Annotated in this window: 22 protein-coding genes; 15 read left to right on the forward strand and 7 right to left on the reverse strand. The window is 50.2% G+C overall.

Annotated elements, in window-relative coordinates; all coding sequences use genetic code 11:
- Positions 1-78 precede the first annotated feature (78 nt).
- On the forward strand, positions 79-1,332 hold the full coding sequence (locus tag DFP95_RS15595) for a family 43 glycosylhydrolase (protein ID WP_115993567.1): 1,254 nt from the start codon (positions 79-81) through the stop codon (positions 1,330-1,332).
- A gap of 82 nt (positions 1,333-1,414) precedes the next feature.
- Here the strand turns inward: DFP95_RS15595 and DFP95_RS15600 are convergent, their stop codons facing one another.
- Entirely contained in the window at positions 1,415-2,524 is a 1,110-nt protein-coding gene (locus DFP95_RS15600) for a peptidylprolyl isomerase (protein WP_181907449.1), read from the reverse strand.
- A gap of 182 nt (positions 2,525-2,706) precedes the next feature.
- Here DFP95_RS15600 and DFP95_RS15605 point away from each other — a divergent pair, with 182 nt between their 5' ends.
- Both DFP95_RS15605 and DFP95_RS15610 read left to right on the forward strand, forming a co-directional pair.
- Positions 2,707-3,558: a patatin-like phospholipase family protein gene (locus DFP95_RS15605; RefSeq protein WP_115993569.1), complete on the forward strand. Its 852-nt coding sequence runs from the start codon at positions 2,707-2,709 to the stop codon at positions 3,556-3,558.
- A gap of 54 nt (positions 3,559-3,612) precedes the next feature.
- On the forward strand, positions 3,613-5,538 hold the full coding sequence (locus DFP95_RS15610) for a PAS domain S-box protein (RefSeq protein WP_115993570.1): 1,926 nt from the start codon (positions 3,613-3,615) through the stop codon (positions 5,536-5,538).
- 18 nt (positions 5,539-5,556) lie between these two features.
- Here the strand turns inward: DFP95_RS15610 and udk are convergent, their stop codons facing one another.
- A complete protein-coding gene (gene udk / locus DFP95_RS15615; RefSeq protein WP_115993638.1) occupies positions 5,557-6,192 on the reverse strand; it encodes a uridine kinase in 636 nt (211 codons plus the stop codon).
- A gap of 136 nt (positions 6,193-6,328) precedes the next feature.
- Here udk and DFP95_RS15620 point away from each other — a divergent pair, with 136 nt between their 5' ends.
- Entirely contained in the window at positions 6,329-7,318 is a 990-nt protein-coding gene (locus DFP95_RS15620; protein ID WP_115993571.1) for a Gfo/Idh/MocA family protein, read from the forward strand.
- 69 nt (positions 7,319-7,387) lie between these two features.
- Here DFP95_RS15620 and DFP95_RS15625 read toward each other — a convergent pair whose 3' ends face one another.
- From DFP95_RS15625 to DFP95_RS15640, 4 genes are read right to left on the reverse strand one after another with little or no spacing between them, the layout of a single operon-like run.
- Positions 7,388-7,753, reverse strand: a complete 366-nt coding sequence (locus tag DFP95_RS15625) for a DUF6220 domain-containing protein (protein WP_115993572.1) — start codon at positions 7,751-7,753, stop codon at positions 7,388-7,390.
- Positions 7,750-8,283 (reverse strand): hypothetical protein, encoded by a 534-nt coding sequence (locus DFP95_RS15630; protein ID WP_115993573.1) that lies wholly within the window; start codon positions 8,281-8,283, stop codon positions 7,750-7,752. The genes DFP95_RS15625 and DFP95_RS15630 overlap by 4 nt, the downstream gene beginning before the upstream one ends.
- Positions 8,284-8,321: 38 nt before the next feature.
- Complete coding sequence (locus tag DFP95_RS15635; protein WP_115993574.1) at positions 8,322-9,011, reverse strand: response regulator transcription factor; 690 nt, start codon at positions 9,009-9,011, stop codon at positions 8,322-8,324.
- Positions 9,008-10,537 (reverse strand): sensor histidine kinase, encoded by a 1,530-nt coding sequence (locus DFP95_RS15640; RefSeq protein WP_245987691.1) that lies wholly within the window; start codon positions 10,535-10,537, stop codon positions 9,008-9,010. Before DFP95_RS15640 ends, DFP95_RS15635 begins: the two co-directional genes overlap by 4 nt.
- Before the next feature lie 189 nt (positions 10,538-10,726).
- Between DFP95_RS15640 and DFP95_RS15645 the strand changes: the two genes are divergently transcribed.
- The 11 genes from DFP95_RS15645 to DFP95_RS15695 all read left to right on the forward strand — a co-directional run bounded on the left by DFP95_RS15645 (position 10,727) and on the right by DFP95_RS15695 (position 18,123).
- The gene (locus DFP95_RS15645) at positions 10,727-10,924 is read left to right on the forward strand and encodes a hypothetical protein (RefSeq protein WP_115993575.1); all 198 of its coding nucleotides are present in this window, start codon (positions 10,727-10,729) and stop codon (positions 10,922-10,924) included.
- Positions 10,925-10,936: 12 nt separating this feature from the next.
- On the forward strand, positions 10,937-11,461 hold the full coding sequence (locus DFP95_RS15650; protein WP_115993576.1) for a TraR/DksA C4-type zinc finger protein: 525 nt from the start codon (positions 10,937-10,939) through the stop codon (positions 11,459-11,461).
- A 270-nt stretch (positions 11,462-11,731) separates the two neighbouring features.
- Positions 11,732-12,301: a TetR/AcrR family transcriptional regulator gene (locus DFP95_RS15655; RefSeq protein WP_115993577.1), complete on the forward strand. Its 570-nt coding sequence runs from the start codon at positions 11,732-11,734 to the stop codon at positions 12,299-12,301.
- Positions 12,302-12,395: 94 nt separating this feature from the next.
- Positions 12,396-12,719, forward strand: a complete 324-nt coding sequence (locus DFP95_RS15660) for an NIPSNAP family protein (protein WP_115993578.1) — start codon at positions 12,396-12,398, stop codon at positions 12,717-12,719.
- 31 nt (positions 12,720-12,750) lie between these two features.
- Positions 12,751-13,302, forward strand: a complete 552-nt coding sequence (locus DFP95_RS15665) for an NAD(P)H-dependent oxidoreductase (RefSeq protein ID WP_115993579.1) — start codon at positions 12,751-12,753, stop codon at positions 13,300-13,302.
- A complete protein-coding gene (locus DFP95_RS15670) occupies positions 13,299-13,934 on the forward strand; it encodes a DsbA family oxidoreductase (RefSeq protein WP_115993580.1) in 636 nt (211 codons plus the stop codon). The genes DFP95_RS15665 and DFP95_RS15670 overlap by 4 nt, the downstream gene beginning before the upstream one ends.
- A 40-nt stretch (positions 13,935-13,974) precedes the next feature.
- Complete coding sequence (locus DFP95_RS15675; protein WP_115993581.1) at positions 13,975-14,712, forward strand: SDR family NAD(P)-dependent oxidoreductase; 738 nt, start codon at positions 13,975-13,977, stop codon at positions 14,710-14,712.
- Between the two features lie 53 nt (positions 14,713-14,765).
- Positions 14,766-15,002, forward strand: coding sequence for a tautomerase family protein (locus DFP95_RS15680; RefSeq protein WP_115993582.1), 237 nt, complete (start codon positions 14,766-14,768; stop codon positions 15,000-15,002).
- A 135-nt stretch (positions 15,003-15,137) separates the two neighbouring features.
- Positions 15,138-16,721 carry a spore germination protein gene (locus DFP95_RS15685; RefSeq protein WP_115993583.1) on the forward strand — a complete coding sequence of 528 codons (1,584 nt, stop codon included), beginning with the start codon at positions 15,138-15,140 and terminating at the stop codon, positions 16,719-16,721.
- The gene (locus DFP95_RS15690; RefSeq protein WP_115993584.1) at positions 16,718-17,896 is read left to right on the forward strand and encodes a Ger(x)C family spore germination protein; all 1,179 of its coding nucleotides are present in this window, start codon (positions 16,718-16,720) and stop codon (positions 17,894-17,896) included. Before DFP95_RS15685 ends, DFP95_RS15690 begins: the two co-directional genes overlap by 4 nt.
- On the forward strand, positions 17,893-18,123 hold the full coding sequence (locus tag DFP95_RS15695; RefSeq protein ID WP_115993585.1) for a hypothetical protein: 231 nt from the start codon (positions 17,893-17,895) through the stop codon (positions 18,121-18,123). The genes DFP95_RS15690 and DFP95_RS15695 overlap by 4 nt, the downstream gene beginning before the upstream one ends.
- Here DFP95_RS15695 and DFP95_RS15700 read toward each other — a convergent pair.
- Positions 18,112-19,215, reverse strand: a complete 1,104-nt coding sequence (locus DFP95_RS15700) for a GerAB/ArcD/ProY family transporter (protein ID WP_115993586.1) — start codon at positions 19,213-19,215, stop codon at positions 18,112-18,114. The genes DFP95_RS15695 and DFP95_RS15700 overlap by 12 nt on opposite strands.
- Positions 19,216-19,502: the final 287 nt, after the last annotated feature.

The raw sequence follows: 19,502 nt of genomic DNA on the forward strand, positions 1-19,502 counted from the left end.
CTCATGGTAGGTCAGGGCTACGCCGGGTTATCCTGAAGGAGGCTGTTTCCAATTCATTCCTTCAGGAGGATCAATCGTATGAGCGCCAAGTCAACATCGATGAACCCCGTCATTACGACGATATTTACGGCCGACCCGTCCGCCCACGTCTGGGAAGACGGTAAGGTATATATTTATGCCTCGCACGACATGGATCCAGCCCGAGGCTGCGACCTCATGGACCGGTATCATGTATTCTCGTCGGATGACATGGTGAACTGGGTGGACGAGGGCGAGATCCTTCGCTCGGACGACGTGTCATGGGGCAGGCCGGAAGGCGGCTTCATGTGGGCGCCCGATTGCGCGTATAAGAACGGGACGTATTATTTCTATTATCCTCATCCGAGCGGTTCCGCTTGGAACGATACGTGGAAAATGGGAGTCGCCACAAGCCGGAGCCCGGCAAGCGGATTTACCGATCAAGGTTATATTCCGGGGCTCGGCGGATTCGCCATGATAGATCCTTGCGTTCTCGTAGACGATGACGGACGAGCGTATATGTATTACGGCGGCGGGAGTAAGTGCGCGGGCGGCGAACTTAACGAAGATATGATGTCCATCGACGGCGAGATGCGCGAGATGGAAGGGCTGGAGGATTTCCATGAAGCGGCATGGGTATTCAAGAGAGAAGGTCTCTATTATTTGACCTATGCGGACAATCTCGAGAACCACAATCGAATGAGATATGCGACGAGCTCCCACCCGCTTGGTCCGTGGACGTATCGCGGGATCTTCCTGGAGCCGACCGGTTGTTCTACTACCCATGGTTCCGTGGCCGAATACAAGGGGAAATGGTACCTGTTCTATCATAACCAGGCTATTTCCGAACAAGGGAATTTGAGAAGCGTATGCATCGACGAGCTGTACTTTAATGAAGACGGGACGATCCGAACCGTCGTCCAGACGTTGGAGGGAGTAAGGCCGGTCGGTCCAGCGCCTGCTCCCGACCCGAATCGGAAGATTTATGCCAACGAAAACAGCGGCGTCCCCTTGCGACAAGCGGATTCTTTTTGCCGGTTCGACCGCGTCGACGGCGCGAACGGCGGCAGAGCCGCGATCCACGTCCGATATGCGACGGCGGAGCGGCTGGCCAAGCTTCATCTGACGGTCAACGGCGAGGATCACTCTTTGCTTAATGCTCCCTCGACCGGCGGCTCATGGGAATTTACCGGTCTGGCTAGCATCACGGTACGATTACAACCCGGAGAGAACAATACGATTCGGCTGACGGGTGGCAATGGCGATATTCGCGTAGAGAGCATAGCCGTAAGCCCGTTCATGGACGGGAATTGATCGGGGAAGCATCGTCCTAAACGAAAACCCGCAACCTGGGAGGTTGCGGGTTTTCGTTGTTTATGCTGCTAGTAAAGGCGCATTATTTCGTCGGAAGCTTGATGGATTGTATGAGAGCCGGCAGATTCTTGTCGAAATAGTTTTGGAAAGCTTGATTGATAAGGCTCGGGAGCAACTGGCTTTTCACTTGCTCGAGCGTCTGAACGACCCGCGATTCGACCTTCATGATATGGTATCCGAATTCGGATTTAATCGGCTCGCTGATTTCGTTGAGCGGTAATTCGGCGCCAGCCTTCTTGAACGCTTCAACATATTGGCTCAGTGGCGCATCCGCGTACAATCCGCCCGTTTCCTTCGAGCCGGGGTCATCCGAATATTCCTTGGCTAGAGCTTCGAAAGTTCCGCCTGCTTTAAGCTTGCCCTGCGCTTCCTTGGCTCTGGCAAGCGCTTCTTCTTCCGTGCGGATCGCTTTACCGGTATCGTTATCCGTCGTAGCGACCAGAATGTGCCGGATATCGGCAATAACGAATGCGGCGGAATCCGCTTGGCGCTGGCGATCGTATTCGGCTTGAAGCATCGGGCGGTCGATCATGCTTTCAAGTGCTTTGCCGGTCAGGAACTGCTGCTTGATGAAAAGCTTGATATCTGATTCGGTCAACTTGGCCGTCTTCAAAGCGGCGGTCATTTGTTCGGCAGAACCTAAGTTTTGCGCCATATTCTTCCATTCCGTAGCCGCTACGCTTGTTGCTTCTTTGCCGAAGGCGGCTTCGGCTTTCGCCGACAGCAGCTTGATGGCGATCAGATTTTTAACCGCCAGCTCTTTATCCGCTTGAGCGGGTGGTCCGAAGATGAAGCTGCTTGCCGCCTCGTAGGCGTCAAGCTCCGCCAGCGTAATCGTGCCGCCCTTGTAGACGGCTATCGACGAAGCGCCGATCGATACCGTGCCGGTTTTGTTGTCGAATGCAACGGGCTTGCCGATCGCACCCGCGACGGATCGAATCGGAACGTAAACCGTATTGTCGTAGACGATGCCGGTTGAGCTTGCGCTTGGTTTGTCCGTGCCGTCAAGCTTGAACTTCAAGTCCCGCAAAATCACGTTAATCGTCTTGCCGTTGGCGGCATAAGCCATGGAACCCGTAACCAGGGAACCGATCAGTAAGCCAACTACCAAGCCCTTCAGCTTGTCTCTCATTAATTTCATCCTCGCTTTGGCATATTAGGATAATTCGGCCTTTTACTATTGTGCATGGACAATCGTTATCATTCAATAGAAATTTTCCCTCTGACCTTGCGCATCCGCCGGACTTAGCCATCATCCCCAGCGTTGGGACAATTCCGCCGAATTTTGTATAATAAGGCGAGGGAGGGTGAACTATGGAATCCATCGGCTTAGTATTGGAAGGCGGAGGCATGCGCGCCGTCTATACGGCAGGCGTGCTGGAGTATTTCGCGGAACAAAACAAGTATTTCCCCTATACGATCGGCGTTTCGGCGGGAGCATGCATGGCGGCGAGCTATTTGTCCAGGCAGCAAGGCCGCAACAAGATCGTCAATATCGATTGGGTGAACGACCCCCGATACATCTCTTGGAGGAATCTGCTGAAGAACGGTCAGCTGTTCGGAATGGACTTCATCTTCGATGAAATCCCGAATTCGTTGGTCCCCTTCGACTACCAAGCTTTCATGGCCAGCCAAGAGGAGTTCGTCGTAGGAACGACGGATTGCACGACGGGCGAAACGGTCTATTATAGTAAGAGCGCCGAGAAATTCGATCTGCTGAAGGTGCTGCGAGCGTCCAGTTCATTGCCTTTCATCGCGCCGATCGTGGAATTCGAGGGCAAGAAATTGCTGGACGGCGGAATCTCCGATCCGATTCCGCTTCGCCAAGCGGAACGGGACGGTTACCGGAAGAACGTTCTCATCCTAACGAGGAACGAACAATACCGGAAATCGAGGAACAAATTTTCTTGGCTCGTTCGTCGGGCTTACGGCAAATATCCCGAATTCGTGAAGACGATGCTCCGTCGCCACGAAATCTACAACGAGACGTTGGACTACATTAACGAGCAGGAACGCAGCGGAACGACATTCGTCATTCGGCCACGACAGCCCTTGAGCGTTGGCCGGATGGAACGCGATCCGGCCAAGCTTCATGCGCTTTACCTGCAAGGCTACGAAGATGCGAGGCAACTCATGCCTTCTTTATCGGCATGGGCGGAAATCTAGATAGTACATCGAAACGCGCAAAGGTATAATAGTCGGTAACAGGGGGGTGCGGGAATGCTCGATCTAGATGTATTCGGCCAACAGTCCGTTTTCGAACACGTATTCAAGAACGCCCCGATCGGAATAGCGTTAGTATCCGTCGAAGGGAAATGGATAAGCGTCAATCCTTCGGCGTGCTCGATCTTCGGATATACGGAAGAGGAGTTGCTGATGCTCGAGGCGACGGACTTCATCTACTCGGATAGCGCGATAACGAACACGCGCTTGCTTAAGGAACTATTCGACGGCGTTACTTCGACTTTCGAAATAGAGAAGCAGTTCTTGAATAAGAACGGCGATAACATATGGACGTCGTTGCATGTCTCTCTCGTTCGCGACGAAGAAGACGGAAGACCTATGTATTTTATTTCCCAAGTCATCGACATCACGAAGAGCAAAATCGCGGAGCTCAAGCTTCAGGAAAGCATCGAGCGTTATACGTCGCTTAAGAAGTACAATCACGATGCGATTATTTCGTTCGGCTTGGACGGCATCATCATTAACGGGAATTTAATGGCGGAGCAGCTAACCGGATTTAAGATTAAAGAGTTAATCGGAACCCCGATAGCCGCCGTCATCGGAGAGAGGAATCTGTTTAACGTGCTCGCGGTGACGGAAGATTACTCGAAGGCCGAAAAAGAAATCAACGCCGTACGACACAAAGACGGCTCTTCGGTTGAAGTACTGGCGACCGTCGCTCCGATTATCATTCACGAGGAGAATCGGGGGTTCTACCTCATCGCGAAAGATATGACCGAACAGAAGCGGCTGATTATCGAGAAGGAGGCCGCCGAGAAAACGAACAAGGCGAAGAGCGAATTCCTGGCTATGATGAGTCACGAGATTCGCACTCCGATGAACGGCGTCATCGGGATGACGGACCTCATTATGGAGACCGAGCTGAATCCGGAGCAGTACGAATACGTACAGATTATCAAAAAAAGCGGTACGACGCTTCTGTCGATTATTAACGATATTCTGGACTTCTCCAAAATCGAGTCGGGTAAGGCGGAGATCGTGGAGGAGCCCTTCAACGTCCGCGCGACTTTATCGGATACGATAAGCGTGATTCTGCCGAAAGCGCTGGAGAAAAATCTCGAGATGACCACCTCCGTTTCTCCCGACGTTCCGAATCTGATGGTCGGCGACGAAACGAAGTTGAGGCAGGTTTTCTTGAATCTGCTGAGCAACGCGATCAAGTTTACTCCCAACGGGGCCATCTCGATTTCGATTCAGTGCGTAAGTAGGGAGGAGGATAACATCCAGCTTCGATTCGCCGTGCGGGACACCGGAATCGGAGTTCCCGAAGAGAAGGTCGGACGTTTGTTCGATCCCTTCTACCAAGTGGATCATTATATGACGCGCAAGGCTGAGGGAACTGGGTTGGGGCTGGCCATCTGCAAGAAGCTGATCGTCTTGATGGACGGCGAAATCTGGTACGAGCCCAACTCGGAACAACCGGGTTCTACCTTCATGTTTACGGCACGATTTCGGACGGAGGGTCAATCTACTACTATCGAGCATGGAGCGCCGGACGATCTGAACGCAAACTTGGACAATCCCTTAAAAATTCTGATCGCGGAAGATAACGAAGTGAACCGAATCGTACTGAAGAAAATGATCGAGAAGCTCGGGTACAATTCCACGCTCGTTCAGAACGGGGAGGAAGCCATCGAAGCCTTCCGGCGGTATCCCTACGATATTATCTTCATGGATATTCAGATGCCGTTATTGGACGGAATTCAAGCCGCTAACCTGATTAAAGAAACCCAGTCGGACAAGAAAAGCCCGTTCATCGTGGCGGTGACGGCGCATGCGGTCAAAGGCGACCGAGAGAAATACCTGGCTGCGGGCATGGACGAGTACGTGAGCAAGCCGGTTCAACTTGCCGAAGTGTCGGCTATCATCGAGAAATTCCAAACAGCCCAAAGCACACCCTAAGCGGGTGTGCTTTTTGAATTAGATTTCATCCGCGAGCAGAGCGCCGGTTAAGTACTTCTCCGTTAGGATGGACAGCAATTGAATGCCGACCTCGTTGTGACCGCCTTCCGGGATGATCAGGTCGGCGTATTTCTTGGACGGCTCGATGAATGCCTCGTGCATGGGTTTGACCGATTTCAAATATTGTTGAAAGATGGACTGGATGGTTCTGCCGCGTTCCTCGATATCGCGAAGCGCCCGCCGGAGAACGCGAACGTCGGGATCCGTGTCCACGAATACTTTGATGTAAAGCATCTTGCGGATATTCTCGTCGGATAAGACGTGCAGACCTTCGAGGATGACGATGTTGTTGGGCTTCAGCTCGACCTTCTCGGTCGTGGAACGGCCATATGCCGCGTAATCGTAGACCGGCGCGTACGCGGGCTTTCCTTGCCGCAGAAGCTGAAGATGCTCGATAAGCAGCTCGTTATCGAAGACGAGCGGGTGATCGTAATTGATCGCTTCGCGTTCGCTCTTGCTAAGATGCTTATGTTCTTTATAGTAGCTATCCTGTGATATGAAGGTCACTTTGTCTTGTCCGAGACGGTCGATGACGGAGCGGGCGACCGTGGTTTTACCGGAGCCAGTTCCGCCTGCGATCCCTATTATGAGCATGGTCATTTGAAGTACCTCCTAAGATGAGTGCCGATGCAATTCCAGTATTGTAGCACAGGCACCGTAATTATTCATCTTGGCCGTATGCGGGTTTATTTTGATACAATAGAAGAAGACAGGAAAGGAGCGATATAGGATGACGGATCAACGCAAGGTGAAATGGGGCATCATGGGACCGGGAGGAATATCCAGCTCTTTCGCCAAGGATATGATCCATGCTCCGGGCGCGGAGCTCGTAGCGGTAGGCGGACGTTCGAAGGAGAAGGCGGAGGAGTTCGCGAATCGCTTCGGTGCTGCGCGCTCCTATGGAAGCTGCGAGGAATTGGCTACGGATCCGGAAGTCGAGATCGTTTATATCGGGACGCTTCATCCTGCTCATAAGGAAAATGCATTGACGTTAATTCGCGGCGGAAAAGCGATTCTATGCGAGAAACCGTTCACGATGAGCGCGGCGGAAGCGAGAGAAATCGTCGAGCTTGCGCGAGAGCGCGGAGTATTCGTCATGGAAGCGATGTGGACGCGCCATTTGCCTCCGATCGCGAAGGTTCGGGGGTGGCTGCGGGAAGGCCGGATCGGCGAAACGCGCCTCTTGAAGGCGGAGTTCGGCTTCGATGCGGGCTGGAACCCGGAAAGTCGGCTGCTTGATCCGGCAAAGGGCGGCGGAACGTTGTTGGATGCGGGCATCTATCCGGTCTCGTTCGCATCGCTGGTTTTCGGCGAGCAACCGAGCCGGATTCTAAGCTCCGCTCATATCGGAGAGACCGGAGTGGATGAGCAGTTCTCGCTTCTGTTCGAATACGATGGCGGACGCACGGCTTCCCTGCAGGGAGCGGTACGTCTCTGGATGAACAACGATGCGTGGATTTACGGCACGAAGGGAAAGATTCACGTCCCGCAGTTTCTGTTTGCAAGCGAAGCCACGCTGCACGTCGACGGGGAAGAAGCGGAGACGTTCAAGGACGACAGAGTCGCCCAAGGCTATGCCTTCGAAACGATCGCTTCCATGAACGCGATTAGGGAAGGCCGCTTGGAAAGTCCGATCATGCCGCTCGACGAGACGATAGCCATCATGGGCACGCTGGACGCGATCCGCGCGCAATGGAATCTGAAATATCCGATGGAATAGAAACGAATAAAAAGATAACCCCGGCTCGACGTTCGAAACGTCTGGCCGGGGTTTCTTTTTCCAAGAATCTCACTGAGCGGGCTTTCCGGGTTTCGAACGGCGGATTAACGCCAGTGCAGCCCATAATAGAAGCAAGGCCGTCACGGGATGAATAGCGGCGATCATCCGCGCGTCGAGGCTTACGCTGATATATTGGAAGATGATCAGGACGTACAGAATGGCAGTCAATACGACGTTCTTCCAACCGATACGGCCGATCCAACCCAATAGGATCATCAGAATCGGAACAAACTCGAAGTAGTGAATAAAGGCGGTGTGCTTCGACCAGTCTCCGTCGTCGAATACGGCAAGCCCTGCCAAGAACACTTGGACGAATAGGGAAGCTGCGAATATCCAAGCCAATACATGATAAATGATTTTAGAATAGCGAATCATCGTGCTTTAGCCTCCTTAATCGGTCTTTTGTAAATTCGGCGCTGTCCGCCCGGTTTCCATACGGATAAAACAAACATGGCGATCAACGATGCGGTCTGCAATGCGATTCCGGTCCACAACCAAGCGTGATTCACGGCAAACCCCGCCGTATCCCAATCGTTTGACCCCGCCAAACCCGTCAGTTCAACTCCTCTCAAAGTCCATCGGTAGATCCCGATCAATCCGATGCCGATCGTAAGCAAGGTTAGTGCTTCCTTGGCGATGAGCCAATGGTGACGGAACAATCCCCACGAGGTAAGAACCGATAGCAGGATGCCGGTAACCGTCGTGCCGATCGTCGAAGCCCGAACGCTGGAATCGGCTAATAGGTGCATGATCGTATAGCAGGCTTGCAGCACCGATACGCTATCCGTAACGGAAGCCGTCAATGCGAGAATGACGAAGACGGCCTGCCCTCCGAGCATGATCGAAGCGAAAATCAGATGAAGCAGCAGCAAAATTTTGCGTTGACGCGAGCTTAGTTTGTTCAATGAGAAACTTCCCCCGATTCGTGCGATGTTCCTCGTTTTCAGAGATTGAAACGGTATCCGACTCCCCAGATCGTCTCCACGTACTTCGGAGAGGAAGGGTCGCTCTCTATTTTCTCCCGCAGCTTGCTAATATGAACCGTTACCGTCGCGTAATCGCCGAGCGCGTCCATTCCCCATATCCGTTCGAACAGATCTTCTTTCCGGAATACCCGGTTCGGATTCGTCACCAAGAACATGAGCAGGTCGTACTCTTTCGCCGTAAAAGGAACCTCCCGTTCGTTCACGAACACTCTGCGTGATTGCTTATCGATGCGAATGCCGTGCAGCTGCAATTCGTCCCGCCGCCATTCGCCGCTACCCACCAACCTGTCGTAACGCGCCATGTGCGCTTTCACCCTGGCAACCAGCTCGCCCAGCCCGAGCGGTTTCAGGACATAGTCGTCGGCTCCAAGGCCGAAGCCTCGGATTTTGTCCACCTCCTCTTTCTTGGCGGAGACGATCAGAATCGGTACGTTGCTGGCTTCCCGAATTTGTCGGCATATTTCGTAGCCATCCACGCGGGGAAGCATCAGGTCGAGCAGAATAAGGTCGTATCGGCTGCGAAGCGCCATCTCCAATCCTATATCCCCGCGATCGGCGACTTCCGCCGAATAACCGTTCGCTTCCAAGTAATCCTTCTGCACCTCGGCGATGACGGGATCATCCTCGATAATCAATATCCGCTTCATATCGACTCTCCTCTCTGATCCACAAGAGTAGCTATAGCGGGAAGACGAATACGAATCGACGTTCCCTGGCCGACTATGCTTAGGGCTTCGACCGTCCCGCCATGCTCGTCCACGATCTGCTTGACGATGGCAAGGCCAAGCCCGCTGCTTCCCGCGTTCGGATGGCGCGACGTCTCCGCCCGGAAGAACCGGTCGAATACGTAGTGCAGCGCTTCTTCAGGAATACCGACCCCGTTGTCCGATATTCGCACTTCGACGACGGTTCCGTCATCGTCGCCGGACAGTTCGAATCGCAGCTGCCGCGGATCGCGTTCCATATGCTTGAGGCTGTTGTCGACGATATTGAGGATGGCCCGGTGCAGCTTCTCGCGATCCGCCCGAACGAGAATGGGATGGTTGAGTGCAACATTATCTTTGCCGGGGCGGTCGAATGTAATGTCCACTCCGGTTAATCGCGGATCAATGCGCAGCTCTTCCAAGGTTCGCTGCAAGTAATCCGCCAAGTCCAGCACCTCCCAATGGAAAGGAAGCTTGCCGATATCGAGCGTCGAGTAGAGGAGAAGCTCCTCGATCATTCGGTCCATGTCGGACGTCTTGCTGCCGATCATGTCCACGTACTTGGACCGCTTCTCTTCGGTGTCCGCTATTCCGTCGCGCAGGCAATCCACGCAGCCTTGAATGGCGGTAATCGGTGTTTTCAGATCATGAGAGATGTTCGCGAGCAGCTCCTTGCGGTTCTCCTCCATCTGCACCTTGGCGCCGATGGAATCCTTCAGACGGATTCGCATTTCCTCGAAAGCCGAACCTAGCTGGCCGATCTCATCCTGTCTACGAAGCCGGATTTCTCGGTCTAAATTTCCCTCCCTGATCCGACCGGCGGCGTCTTTAAGCGCGTAAAGCGGCTTGATGATGCTTCGCGAAACGAAGTAAGTAAGGAGTCCGTTCGTGAGGACGAGCGCCAGGAGCAAGGACAGGAATACAGTAGGAACGAATTTTTTGAAAAACCGGGCAACCGGCTCCATATCCGAAGCTATGACGAGCATTCCGGGGCTCCCTTCGGGGCCGATGTAAGGAATGCCTTCCAGATCGACTCCACCATGGGAATCGAAATTAAAGAATCCTGTATCTCGATCGTCTTTGTTGTCCGCCTCAAGCCGATCGAGGATGTCCTTAGCGGCTAACCCCGGAGAAGCATAGGCGATCGAGCCTCCGGATGCCACGACGATTCCCGCATCCGCCTTCGCGAGATCGGCTTCCGTCTCCGATAGGAATGCGGGGTCCCCGAGCAACCGAGGGTCATGCTCGGCGATGAAGCGCAGGCCGGAGGAAAGCTCGTCGCGTCCTTCGAACAGATTCTTGAATGCCGCGAACGGAATCGGACCGTCTCTCGGGCCGGTATTCTTCAAGCCGTCCGACATATCGCGTATGTACAATCCCGCCGCGAGCACGACCGCCAGACCGAACAGGACGACAGGAACCGCGATCATGGCGATGTAAGAGAAGAGCAATTTCGTTCGAATGGACATAACGCGCGCCCCCTTTCCTTGTCATTCCATTGTATTATCCGCCTATTAACATTCCATAAACCGTTTCTAAAAAAAGTATAAAAAGATTTATAAAGCGACGAAATCGCAACATTCGAAAAAATCGACGTGAACACGGAAGGTTATGATCTCCGCGAAAGGTTTAATAGTTAACAAAGGGGGTGGAGATCTATGGCGTTCGACGGCAAGCGGAACCGTGATCATCCCGAGCAATATCCGACCGACAAGGAAAGCTTGTTCGATCGGTGGGAAAGCGAACGAAACGTGGATGCGATCCCGGTAGAGGATCTGAAAATACAAGTAGAGGACGAGAAGAACAAGACCAAGACGAAGAACTCCTCGTCAAGCGAGAAAAAATATAATCCATAAGGAGGTTACTCGATGACACGCCTAAAAGAATCGCAGATCGCAACGCTCAAAGACAAGCTACTGAAGGAAAAGGAAGAAATCGGCCGGCATTTCGAAATCAACGACGCGGAGGAGCAGGCAGCGTTGACCGATTCCACCGGAGAACTCTCCTCCTACGATAATCATCCCGCGGACATGGCAACGGAAACGTTCGAGCGGGAGAGGGACAACGCCGTAAACGACGCGTTCGGGGAACGGCTCGACGAGATCGAGCAGGCTCTCGGGAGGATGAAGAACGGGACATACGGAATATGCGAGGTATGCGGGAAACCGATTCCTTACGAGCGACTCGAAGCCATTCCTTCCGCTCCGACTTGCGTAGATGATGCTCCGAAGCCGGGGGATCCGGCCGGAAGGCCGGTCGAGGAGCAAGTTATGACCGCCCCGCCTACCGGCGCGGGAGAAGCTCGGCAACGCAACCCAGGAAGATTCGATGATGCGGATGCTTGGAAAAACGTGGAAAGCTACGGAAGCTCGGATACTCCGGCTACGAAATAACAAATGAGGCAGCCCATAGGGCTGCCTCATTTGTCGCGACTATGTTTGAAACCGCTCAAGTCCGTATTAGCAAACGGTTGCTTCAGGCTTGGCGTTCTCCGTTTTGGAGTCGGTCGCGTTTCCGTTGCCGCATTCTCGCTTTCCGATTCGGAAACGACTACAGCTTCGGATGTCGAAGAGTTGGATTCATTCGTTGTTTGAATGGTGTCCGTTTTAGCAACACCAAAATCAGAGGTTGACACACTACCTACTAAAAGGTAGAATGACAACATGAACAAAACAAAAAACACGTCGGAGATTATTCTGGATACTGCTCAGTCGATTGTACAGGAATTCGGATTTAACGGTTTCAGCTATGCGCACATTGCGGAGAAAGTAGGGATACGTACTGCCAGTATTCATTACTACTTCCCGAATAAGGAGGACTTAGCGGACGCTTTAATCGTGCGATACCACAGAAGTTTTAATGCCGCGGCAGCTCAAATCGATTCCGAGACGCAGAACGGTTTGGAAAAGCTGCGCAAATTCATTTTGATTTACGCCGGTCCCGCTCAAGATTATTGCGCTTGTCTGAGCGTCATGTTTTCCAGCGATTGGGCTACTTTATCAGGTAAAGTACGGGAAGGCTTATCCCAGTTCTTCACCGCTAATCTGACTTGGCTGGAACAAGCGTTGGATCAGGGACGACGCGATGGACATTTACGCTTCGAAGGTACCGCGAACGCGCAAGCTCATCAATTTCTTGCTTCGTTGCAAGGCGCTCAATTAATCTCAAGAAGTTTTCGGGATCTAAGCAGGTTTGACATGATTGCCAACGGCTTGATATCCGCTTTGTCTTAAAGGCGGATATTCTTTTTGGATCAAATTCTACCTTTTAATAGATAGGTAAATAATGATGTACCCATGAACATTCCGCGAAAGGTGGTGAGAACAGATGTTGTATGAGCTGCGCGTTTATGATATCCATCCAGGCAAGATGAAGGTTATCCAAGATAGGTTCAGAGATCATGTCATTTCATTATTTATGAAGCACGACATGAAGGTGACGCAATTCTGGGAAGATTTCGATGAAGCCAACAACCGCCTTTATTATGTCGTCGAGCATGCGAATATGGAGATGCGCAATCTGAATTATGAACGATTCCGCAACGACCCCGAATGGATCGAAACGAAACGAATCACGGAACTCGATGGACCGTTAGTAAACAAACAAGAAAGCATTTTTATGAAAAACACGACATTTTTCGAGAACAAATAAAAATAATTCAAGAAGAAACGGAGCAAACAAAATGAAAACATTAGTCATCGTTACTCATCCGAACATCGAAGCATCCAATTGGAATAAATCATGGTTGAAGGAACTGCAAAAGCATGGCGATATCACGATTCATGAGCTACACAAAAAATACCCGGACGAAAATATCGATGTATCCGCAGAGCAACGGTTGATCGAAGCGCACGACCGGATCATCTTTCAATATCCGCTTTATTGGTACAGCACGCCTCCATTGCTCAAAAAGTGGTTCGATTCCGTATTGCTGTACGGCTGGGCTTATGGACCGGATGGCAATAAAACGGAGGGCAAAGAAGTCGGCGTTGCGATCTCGACCTATGGTACCGAAGAATCTTATCAAGCAACAGGGTTCAATCGTTACACGCTGCAAGAAATATTGCGCCCGATGGAAGCACTTGCCCATTTTATCAGCGCGAAATATCTGCCTCACTTTTCGCTAAACGACACTTCCGACGTTACGAATGAGCGGTTGGTACAAAGCAGCCTCGATTACGTTCAACATATTAAAACGGTAAAACCGGTAAAACCGGTTGAGGTGGCTCAATGAAAGATTTGATCATCGACGTTTACATGGATACGATCTGCCCTTGGTGTCGTATGGGAACGACCAGTCTGCGAACCGCATTGAAACAATTGCCGGCAGGCACGAAAGCAACCGTTCGTTGGCATGCTTTCCAGCTTAATCCCGGTATTCGTACTGATGGAGAAGATTATCGGCAAGTTATGATAGGCAGGTTGGGCGGGAAAGCGCAATTCGAATCAAGAATGAGGCAGTATAACGAAACGGGTGCGCAATTCGGCCTTAAATTCAACATGGATATCGTGAAATATACACCGAATACGACTTTATCCCATCAGTTAATCGCTATGACTCCAGAGGATGCGCAAGAGCGATTGATCGAGAATATCTATACGGCTTATTTCGAAAATGGAATCAATATCGGAGATGCGGATGAACTTGCGGAAATAGCAAAAGCCAGCGGGGTCACTGAAGACGTTGCCGGACTTAAGAAGCGGCTCATTCAAGGCGAAGGAATAGAAAAAGTCGAATCCGGCCAACGCAGCGCACAGAAGCTAGGAATCAAAGGCGTTCCTTACTTTGTCATTAATGAGGAGCTCAGCTTATCGGGACTACAATCTCCAGATGAATTTATAAAAGCTTTTAATCACATTAAGTAAAGGTTGGAGCGGTACTTTAGAACGAAAGGAGAAACAACTTATGAGTGTTCAGGGGAAAGTATTTGCGATAACCGGCGGAAGCAGCGGCCTAGGGAAAGCTATGGCGATTGAATTGGTTAATCGAGGAGCGAATGTAGTTATTAATGGTCGCCGTGAACATGAGTTAGCTAAAGCCGCACAAGAAATCGATCCTACGGGAAAGCAAGTGCGGTTTGTTGCCGGCAATATTGCGGATTCTAAGATCGCGCATCGCTTGATCGACGAAAGCGTAACTCACTATGGACGCATCGATACGCTGGTGAATAATGCCGGAATCTTCATGTCTAAGCCTTTTACGGAGTATTCGGAAGAGGACTTGGCAACGTATTTATCAACGAATGTCGTCGGCTTCTTCCATGTTACCCAACGGGCGATGGAGGAGATGCTGAAACGAGGAACCGGACATGTCGTTACCATCACGACGAGTCTGGTGGATCAAGCGTCGGCTTCCGTTCCTTCCGTACTCGCCTCATTGACTAAGGGAGGCCTGCAATCGGCGACGAAGTCGCTTGCAATTGAGTATGCGACCAGAGGTATTCGCGTGAATGCAGTTTCGCCGGGGGTAGTTAAAACGCCGATGCACCCCGTCGAATCGCACGAAGCTCTTGCTAAATTGCATCCTATGGGGCGTATGGGCGAGTCGCATGAGATCGTCGAAGCCGTCTTATATCTGGAATCGGCCAACTTCGTTACGGGCGAGATCCTTCACGTTGACGGCGGACAGAGCGCCGGTCATTAAGCAAGGGCAACGAAAGTTGCGAAACAAATCCATTTCGATTGGGGAGAATAGACATGCCTATCGTTACGATTCAAGTAACCCGCGAGGGGACTACGGCGGATCGACAATCAATCACAGCCGAAGAAAAAGCGGCGCTCATTAAAGGGGCTAGCGAGCTTCTGCTCAACGTTCTGAACAAGCCGTTAGATTCAACCTTCGTAGTCATCGAAGAGGTTGATACCGATAATTGGGGATGGGGCGGACTACCCGCATTGGAGTATCGCAAACAGCTTGCCGCTAAGAAGAAGTAATCGCTATATTCCAACAATATCAAGCCCAGTGCAGCGTTTGCACTGGGCTTGATAACGTGACATTGCAAGTAAAAGGATATTTTAACGAAAAGGGGGGATCATACTCGTCAGTGCTTTCTCTGGGGGGCCGATTAAGTGAAACGGATAAAAAAATGGCTGCGCATAAAACCCGGGTATCCCAAATTACCGGAGGATCATTCTAAAGAGCTAGAGAACTCGAAGTTATCCTCGAACTTAGAATATAACGAGTTGAAGCTGAATGGTATTTTCCATAACATCTCCGATATCGTATTCCGTAAGGTTAGGATGGCTGAAGAAGACCATTGGCTTGTCGTATACATATCAAGTCTAGTTGATGAAGAAATAATTGACGAACATATATTGAAACCATTGATATCTAATCGAACACAAGATGGTTTGAGCAGCAATAAAGCCGAAGTACTGGATGATCGGTTTATATCCGTCGGGAAGACGGTTGTTACTTCCCGAATAACCGACGTTGTTAGTCATGCTTTAAATGGTTATGCCGTCATTCTAACGGTCGGGAATAGCGATGCGTTGATGGTTAAGGCGAATAGTACCAAAGCGCAGAGAAGCCTTGAAGAACCTTCTTCGGAGCCGGTCATTCGAGGTCCTAGGGATGGTTTTGTCGAGAACATTTCAACGAATATCGGACTCATACGCAGAAGACTTAAAACCTCTCGGCTAAAAACGGAATCCATAACGCTTGGAGAGCTTACTCAAACGCAAGTCGTCCTCACCTATATTGACGGTATTGTTTCGGAATCCATAGTCGAGGAAGTACGAAAAAGGGTATCTCGGATTCAGATAGACGGAATCATCGATTCGGGTTACGTTGAGGAATTTATCGAGGATTCGCCATTCACTCCTTTTCCGCAAGTACATAGTACGGAGCGACCGGACGTTGTGGCCGCTGAGTTATTAGAAGGAAAAGTTGCCATACTTGTCGACACCAGCCCATTCGTATTAATCGTTCCCATGACATTCTGGAATGGACTCCAGGCAAGCGAGGATTACTATGTTCGCTGGCCTATCGCGACTTTCGTGCGTTGGATTCGATTTCTATTTATAATCATCGCTATATTTGCTCCTCCCTTATATGTAGCAATTACGACGTTTCATCAGGAAATGATTCCGACGAATCTCGTGCTGAGTATTGCCTCGTCTAGAGAGCCTGTTCCGTTTCCTGCTTTAGTCGAAGCCTTATTAATGGAAATCATTTTCGAGGCACTGCGGGAAGCGGGGATTCGCCTACCCAAGCAAATAGGTCAAGCGATAAGCATCGTCGGGGCATTGGTTATCGGACAAGCTGCCGTACAGGCGGGAATTATATCCGCTCCTGTCGTTATTATCGTATCGATCACCGGCATTGCGGCGTTTACTATTCCACGATATAGCTTTGCGAACGGAATCCGATTGCTGCGATTTCCGATGCTATTCTTGGCCGGAACGCTTGGATTATATGGAATCGTACTTGGGTTTGTAGCCATCGTTTTACATGTTACATCGCTTCGTTCGTTCGGCATCCCTTATTTTACGCCTCTATCCCCGCTTACAATCGCGAATTTGAAGGATGTCCTCATCCGGGCACCTATTTGGGCTAAAACTCGCCGTCCGCAGGCAACGGGATTTAACGATCCGGTTCGTGAACCGTCAGGTCAGAAACCAAGTCCAAGTCAAGGGAAGTCTTCAGAATGAAACCACTCTTCCGCATCGGCTTACTATTCACGGTATTAATCGCAACCGGTTGTTGGGACCGAACGGAGATCAATGATCTTGCGTTTATCTCGGGTGCGGCATTTGATTTAAACGAGGACGGGAAATTTTTATTATCGTTACAGATCGCAATTCCTTCTTCCAGTCAGGCGGGGCCGGGTAGCGGAGGGAGTAACCGAAACGAGAAGTATTTCGTCATATCCGCCGTAGGAAAGAATGCCAACGAGGCATTCGAGAAGCTTCAGAAAAAAAGCTCGCGCAGGTTATTTACCGCGCATCGCAGCGTTATTTTCATAGGCGAATCATTAGCCAAAAACGGGGTAAAGGATATTCTTGATGTTTACATTCACGATCCGCGTCAACGGTTAAAAACTTATATTATGGTCGTAAAGGGGGGAGAAGGACGAGAAATCCTGCAGATTAAATACCCTTTCGAACAGGTGCCGATCGAAGCGGTCAAGGAAATGGAAGGTTTAGAAGGCGAGTTGGCGGTTACTTTAAGAGACTTTTTTATAGCTGCATCAAGCGAAGGGATCAATCCCGTGATGGGAGTCATAGAGGCCGAGGATTTATCGGAAGGATTAAGAGGGAATAAAAACAAAATTTTCAGTCTAGCGGGATTAGCCGTTTTTAAGGAATTAAAATTAGTCGGGTTTTTAGACGAAAATGAAACCGCCGGATTTATCTGGTTAACGGATAGATTGAAGCAGGGCAGGCTCAGCGCCGAGTTACCGGAAGGTGCCGGAACGGTGGGGATGGTGTTAAACGACACAAAGCGAAGAATCACCTCGCAAATAAGCGGCGATCGGATTAAAATCGAGCTTCGATTGGAAGGTCAAGGAAATATCTCCGAAAATAATTCCCGCTTGGATATCAGTCTGCCGAATAATCTCGGGATAGCGCGGGTTGCGTTGGAGAAATCGGTCGAAAATCAAGTCCGCGATACGTTATTCAAAGTCCAAGCAAAATACAAAGTAGATAGCGTGGGGTTCGGCCGGGAAATTTACCGGAATAAGCCGAAACAGTGGAAGACGTTAAAAAATGAATGGGACCATACGTTTCCGGACGTAGAAGTTTCGATTGAAGTAAAGCTGACTTTAGGAACCGGAATGGCAGGGGCTCCTATGCAATGGAAAGAAGAGGAGATCGAGGAATGATCGTTCAGACAACGGGTTTTGCGCTTATTTTGATGATATGGTCTTTTGTACGAATACAATCGTTGGTAAGCAAGCAAAAGTTCAAGGTAGCGGCCGTATACGGAGGGTTAATGGGAGTATCGACGTTAGTCGGATGCTTGTTAATTGCCCGAGTAGATGTACCAAGCACGATCATCCCTTTCAAAATGATTTTCGAACCCATCGGAAAACTCATATTAACGCAGTGATCGGCCCGCTTTTCTTTTTATAGCGTCTATCAATAATAGCGACAACGGGATGAGGCTTTGCGTGATCAAACCCGCGCTCGGGTATATGAACGTAAGATAAGCGAGAAGATCCGAGCTATTCTTGAAAACCCAGACCGATCCAATGATCGCTAATAGCGTTACCGGAGATATGATGTCGCGATAATTTCGGATGCCGAAAAGCTGGCTTATGCTAAGACATAGTATAAACAACGACACCGCTATCTTTTCGAAACTTCCCAACACCCATATCGAAACGGCGATTGCCTCAAGGCGTTCAAATGATCCTTCGACGCCAATATATTGCATGACGCTTAAATAGGAATAATTCAGTTTTCCCGTCAATGGCCCGAGAACCATAATCGTAAAAAGAACAACGATAAAAATAAAAATAGAAATGCCCAGGAGCGCTAGCAACGAAACCTTTCGAGCTTTTTTCGGGAAATTCAAGTAAGGAAGAAGCCATCCTAATATAAACATTTGATTCATGAACGCTCCTGCCGGAACGATAGCCCCCTGTAAGACCGGTAGTATTCCTTCGGCTAAAACCGGCTTTAATTGGCCGGGATCCAAATCCCTAAGCGTTAGGAAAAAGAGCGGCAACAAAAGAACCATTTTCATAGGAGTAAGAAATTCGGTACTTCTACCGATAACTTCAATTCCCAAATATACGGCTATACCGCTTAGGACCAATACCGTTAGACTCCCGACAATGGAGGGGCTTTTAGGTAATAGGAGAGTATGAATAAAGAAGGTATGTTGTTTTGCCATTACCGAAATAGACATGAACCAAAAATAAACGTAATAAAATCCCAAGCATTTTCCTAACCATTTCCCGATGATTTTTTCGCTATATTGCATAATCGTCATACCCGGATAACGTTTGGCGAGAGCGGTCATTACCCAAATACTTAATAATCCGGTTGTAATCGAAGGAAACACGGATAACCATGCGTCTTGTTTCGCAAACATCTCCATTAATCCGGGAATGGTTAAAATAATCGTGGAAACGATAAAAGTGAATAGGAGTAAGCCTAACTGGGAACCCGTGATTTTTTCTTCTTCTGTCCGCATCCGTCGCACTCGCTCTCCTTGCCTCACAGAGGTGTTCCAAGTATTGGCTTATCGCTATCCGTTTATTCGTTTACATAAGGACGGAAGCACGATCCAAGCGATGTAGAACCGGCGTTTACCGAAGCGGCAAAGTTTAAACGAAAAAGACCGTCCGAAGACGGTCTTTTCTACCCGAGAGGCGCTATTCCAAACCAGAACCGTATCCCGCGCCTCCGGCAGCAAAAGTCTTAAATGCTACCGGATCGGGTAAGGGATACGTTCAACATCTGACTGCTACTAATGTTGAC

Source organism: Cohnella lupini (assembly GCF_003386205.1).
GTDB lineage: Bacteria > Bacillota > Bacilli > Paenibacillales > Paenibacillaceae > Cohnella > Cohnella lupini.

Excerpts from the sequence above, each read along its gene's own strand:
- DFP95_RS15595 (WP_115993567.1), top strand. The coding sequence starts at position 79 with ATGAGCGCCAAGTCAACATCGATGAACCCCGTCATTACGACGATATTT.
- DFP95_RS15600 (WP_181907449.1), bottom strand. The coding sequence starts at position 2,524 with ATGAGAGACAAGCTGAAGGGCTTGGTAGTTGGCTTACTGATCGGTTCC.
- DFP95_RS15605 (WP_115993569.1), top strand. The coding sequence starts at position 2,707 with ATGGAATCCATCGGCTTAGTATTGGAAGGCGGAGGCATGCGCGCCGTC.
- DFP95_RS15610 (WP_115993570.1), top strand. The coding sequence starts at position 3,613 with ATGCTCGATCTAGATGTATTCGGCCAACAGTCCGTTTTCGAACACGTA.
- udk (WP_115993638.1), bottom strand. The coding sequence starts at position 6,192 with ATGCTCATAATAGGGATCGCAGGCGGAACTGGCTCCGGTAAAACCACG.
- DFP95_RS15620 (WP_115993571.1), top strand. The coding sequence starts at position 6,329 with ATGACGGATCAACGCAAGGTGAAATGGGGCATCATGGGACCGGGAGGA.
- DFP95_RS15625 (WP_115993572.1), bottom strand. The coding sequence starts at position 7,753 with ATGATTCGCTATTCTAAAATCATTTATCATGTATTGGCTTGGATATTC.
- DFP95_RS15635 (WP_115993574.1), bottom strand. The coding sequence starts at position 9,011 with ATGAAGCGGATATTGATTATCGAGGATGATCCCGTCATCGCCGAGGTG.
- DFP95_RS15640 (WP_245987691.1), bottom strand. The coding sequence starts at position 10,537 with ATGTCCATTCGAACGAAATTGCTCTTCTCTTACATCGCCATGATCGCG.
- DFP95_RS15645 (WP_115993575.1), top strand. The coding sequence starts at position 10,727 with ATGGCGTTCGACGGCAAGCGGAACCGTGATCATCCCGAGCAATATCCG.
- DFP95_RS15650 (WP_115993576.1), top strand. The coding sequence starts at position 10,937 with ATGACACGCCTAAAAGAATCGCAGATCGCAACGCTCAAAGACAAGCTA.
- DFP95_RS15655 (WP_115993577.1), top strand. The coding sequence starts at position 11,732 with ATGAACAAAACAAAAAACACGTCGGAGATTATTCTGGATACTGCTCAG.
- DFP95_RS15660 (WP_115993578.1), top strand. The coding sequence starts at position 12,396 with ATGTTGTATGAGCTGCGCGTTTATGATATCCATCCAGGCAAGATGAAG.
- DFP95_RS15665 (WP_115993579.1), top strand. The coding sequence starts at position 12,751 with ATGAAAACATTAGTCATCGTTACTCATCCGAACATCGAAGCATCCAAT.
- DFP95_RS15670 (WP_115993580.1), top strand. The coding sequence starts at position 13,299 with ATGAAAGATTTGATCATCGACGTTTACATGGATACGATCTGCCCTTGG.
- DFP95_RS15675 (WP_115993581.1), top strand. The coding sequence starts at position 13,975 with ATGAGTGTTCAGGGGAAAGTATTTGCGATAACCGGCGGAAGCAGCGGC.
- DFP95_RS15680 (WP_115993582.1), top strand. The coding sequence starts at position 14,766 with ATGCCTATCGTTACGATTCAAGTAACCCGCGAGGGGACTACGGCGGAT.
- DFP95_RS15690 (WP_115993584.1), top strand. The coding sequence starts at position 16,718 with ATGAAACCACTCTTCCGCATCGGCTTACTATTCACGGTATTAATCGCA.
- DFP95_RS15695 (WP_115993585.1), top strand. The coding sequence starts at position 17,893 with ATGATCGTTCAGACAACGGGTTTTGCGCTTATTTTGATGATATGGTCT.
- DFP95_RS15700 (WP_115993586.1), bottom strand. The coding sequence starts at position 19,215 with ATGCGGACAGAAGAAGAAAAAATCACGGGTTCCCAGTTAGGCTTACTC.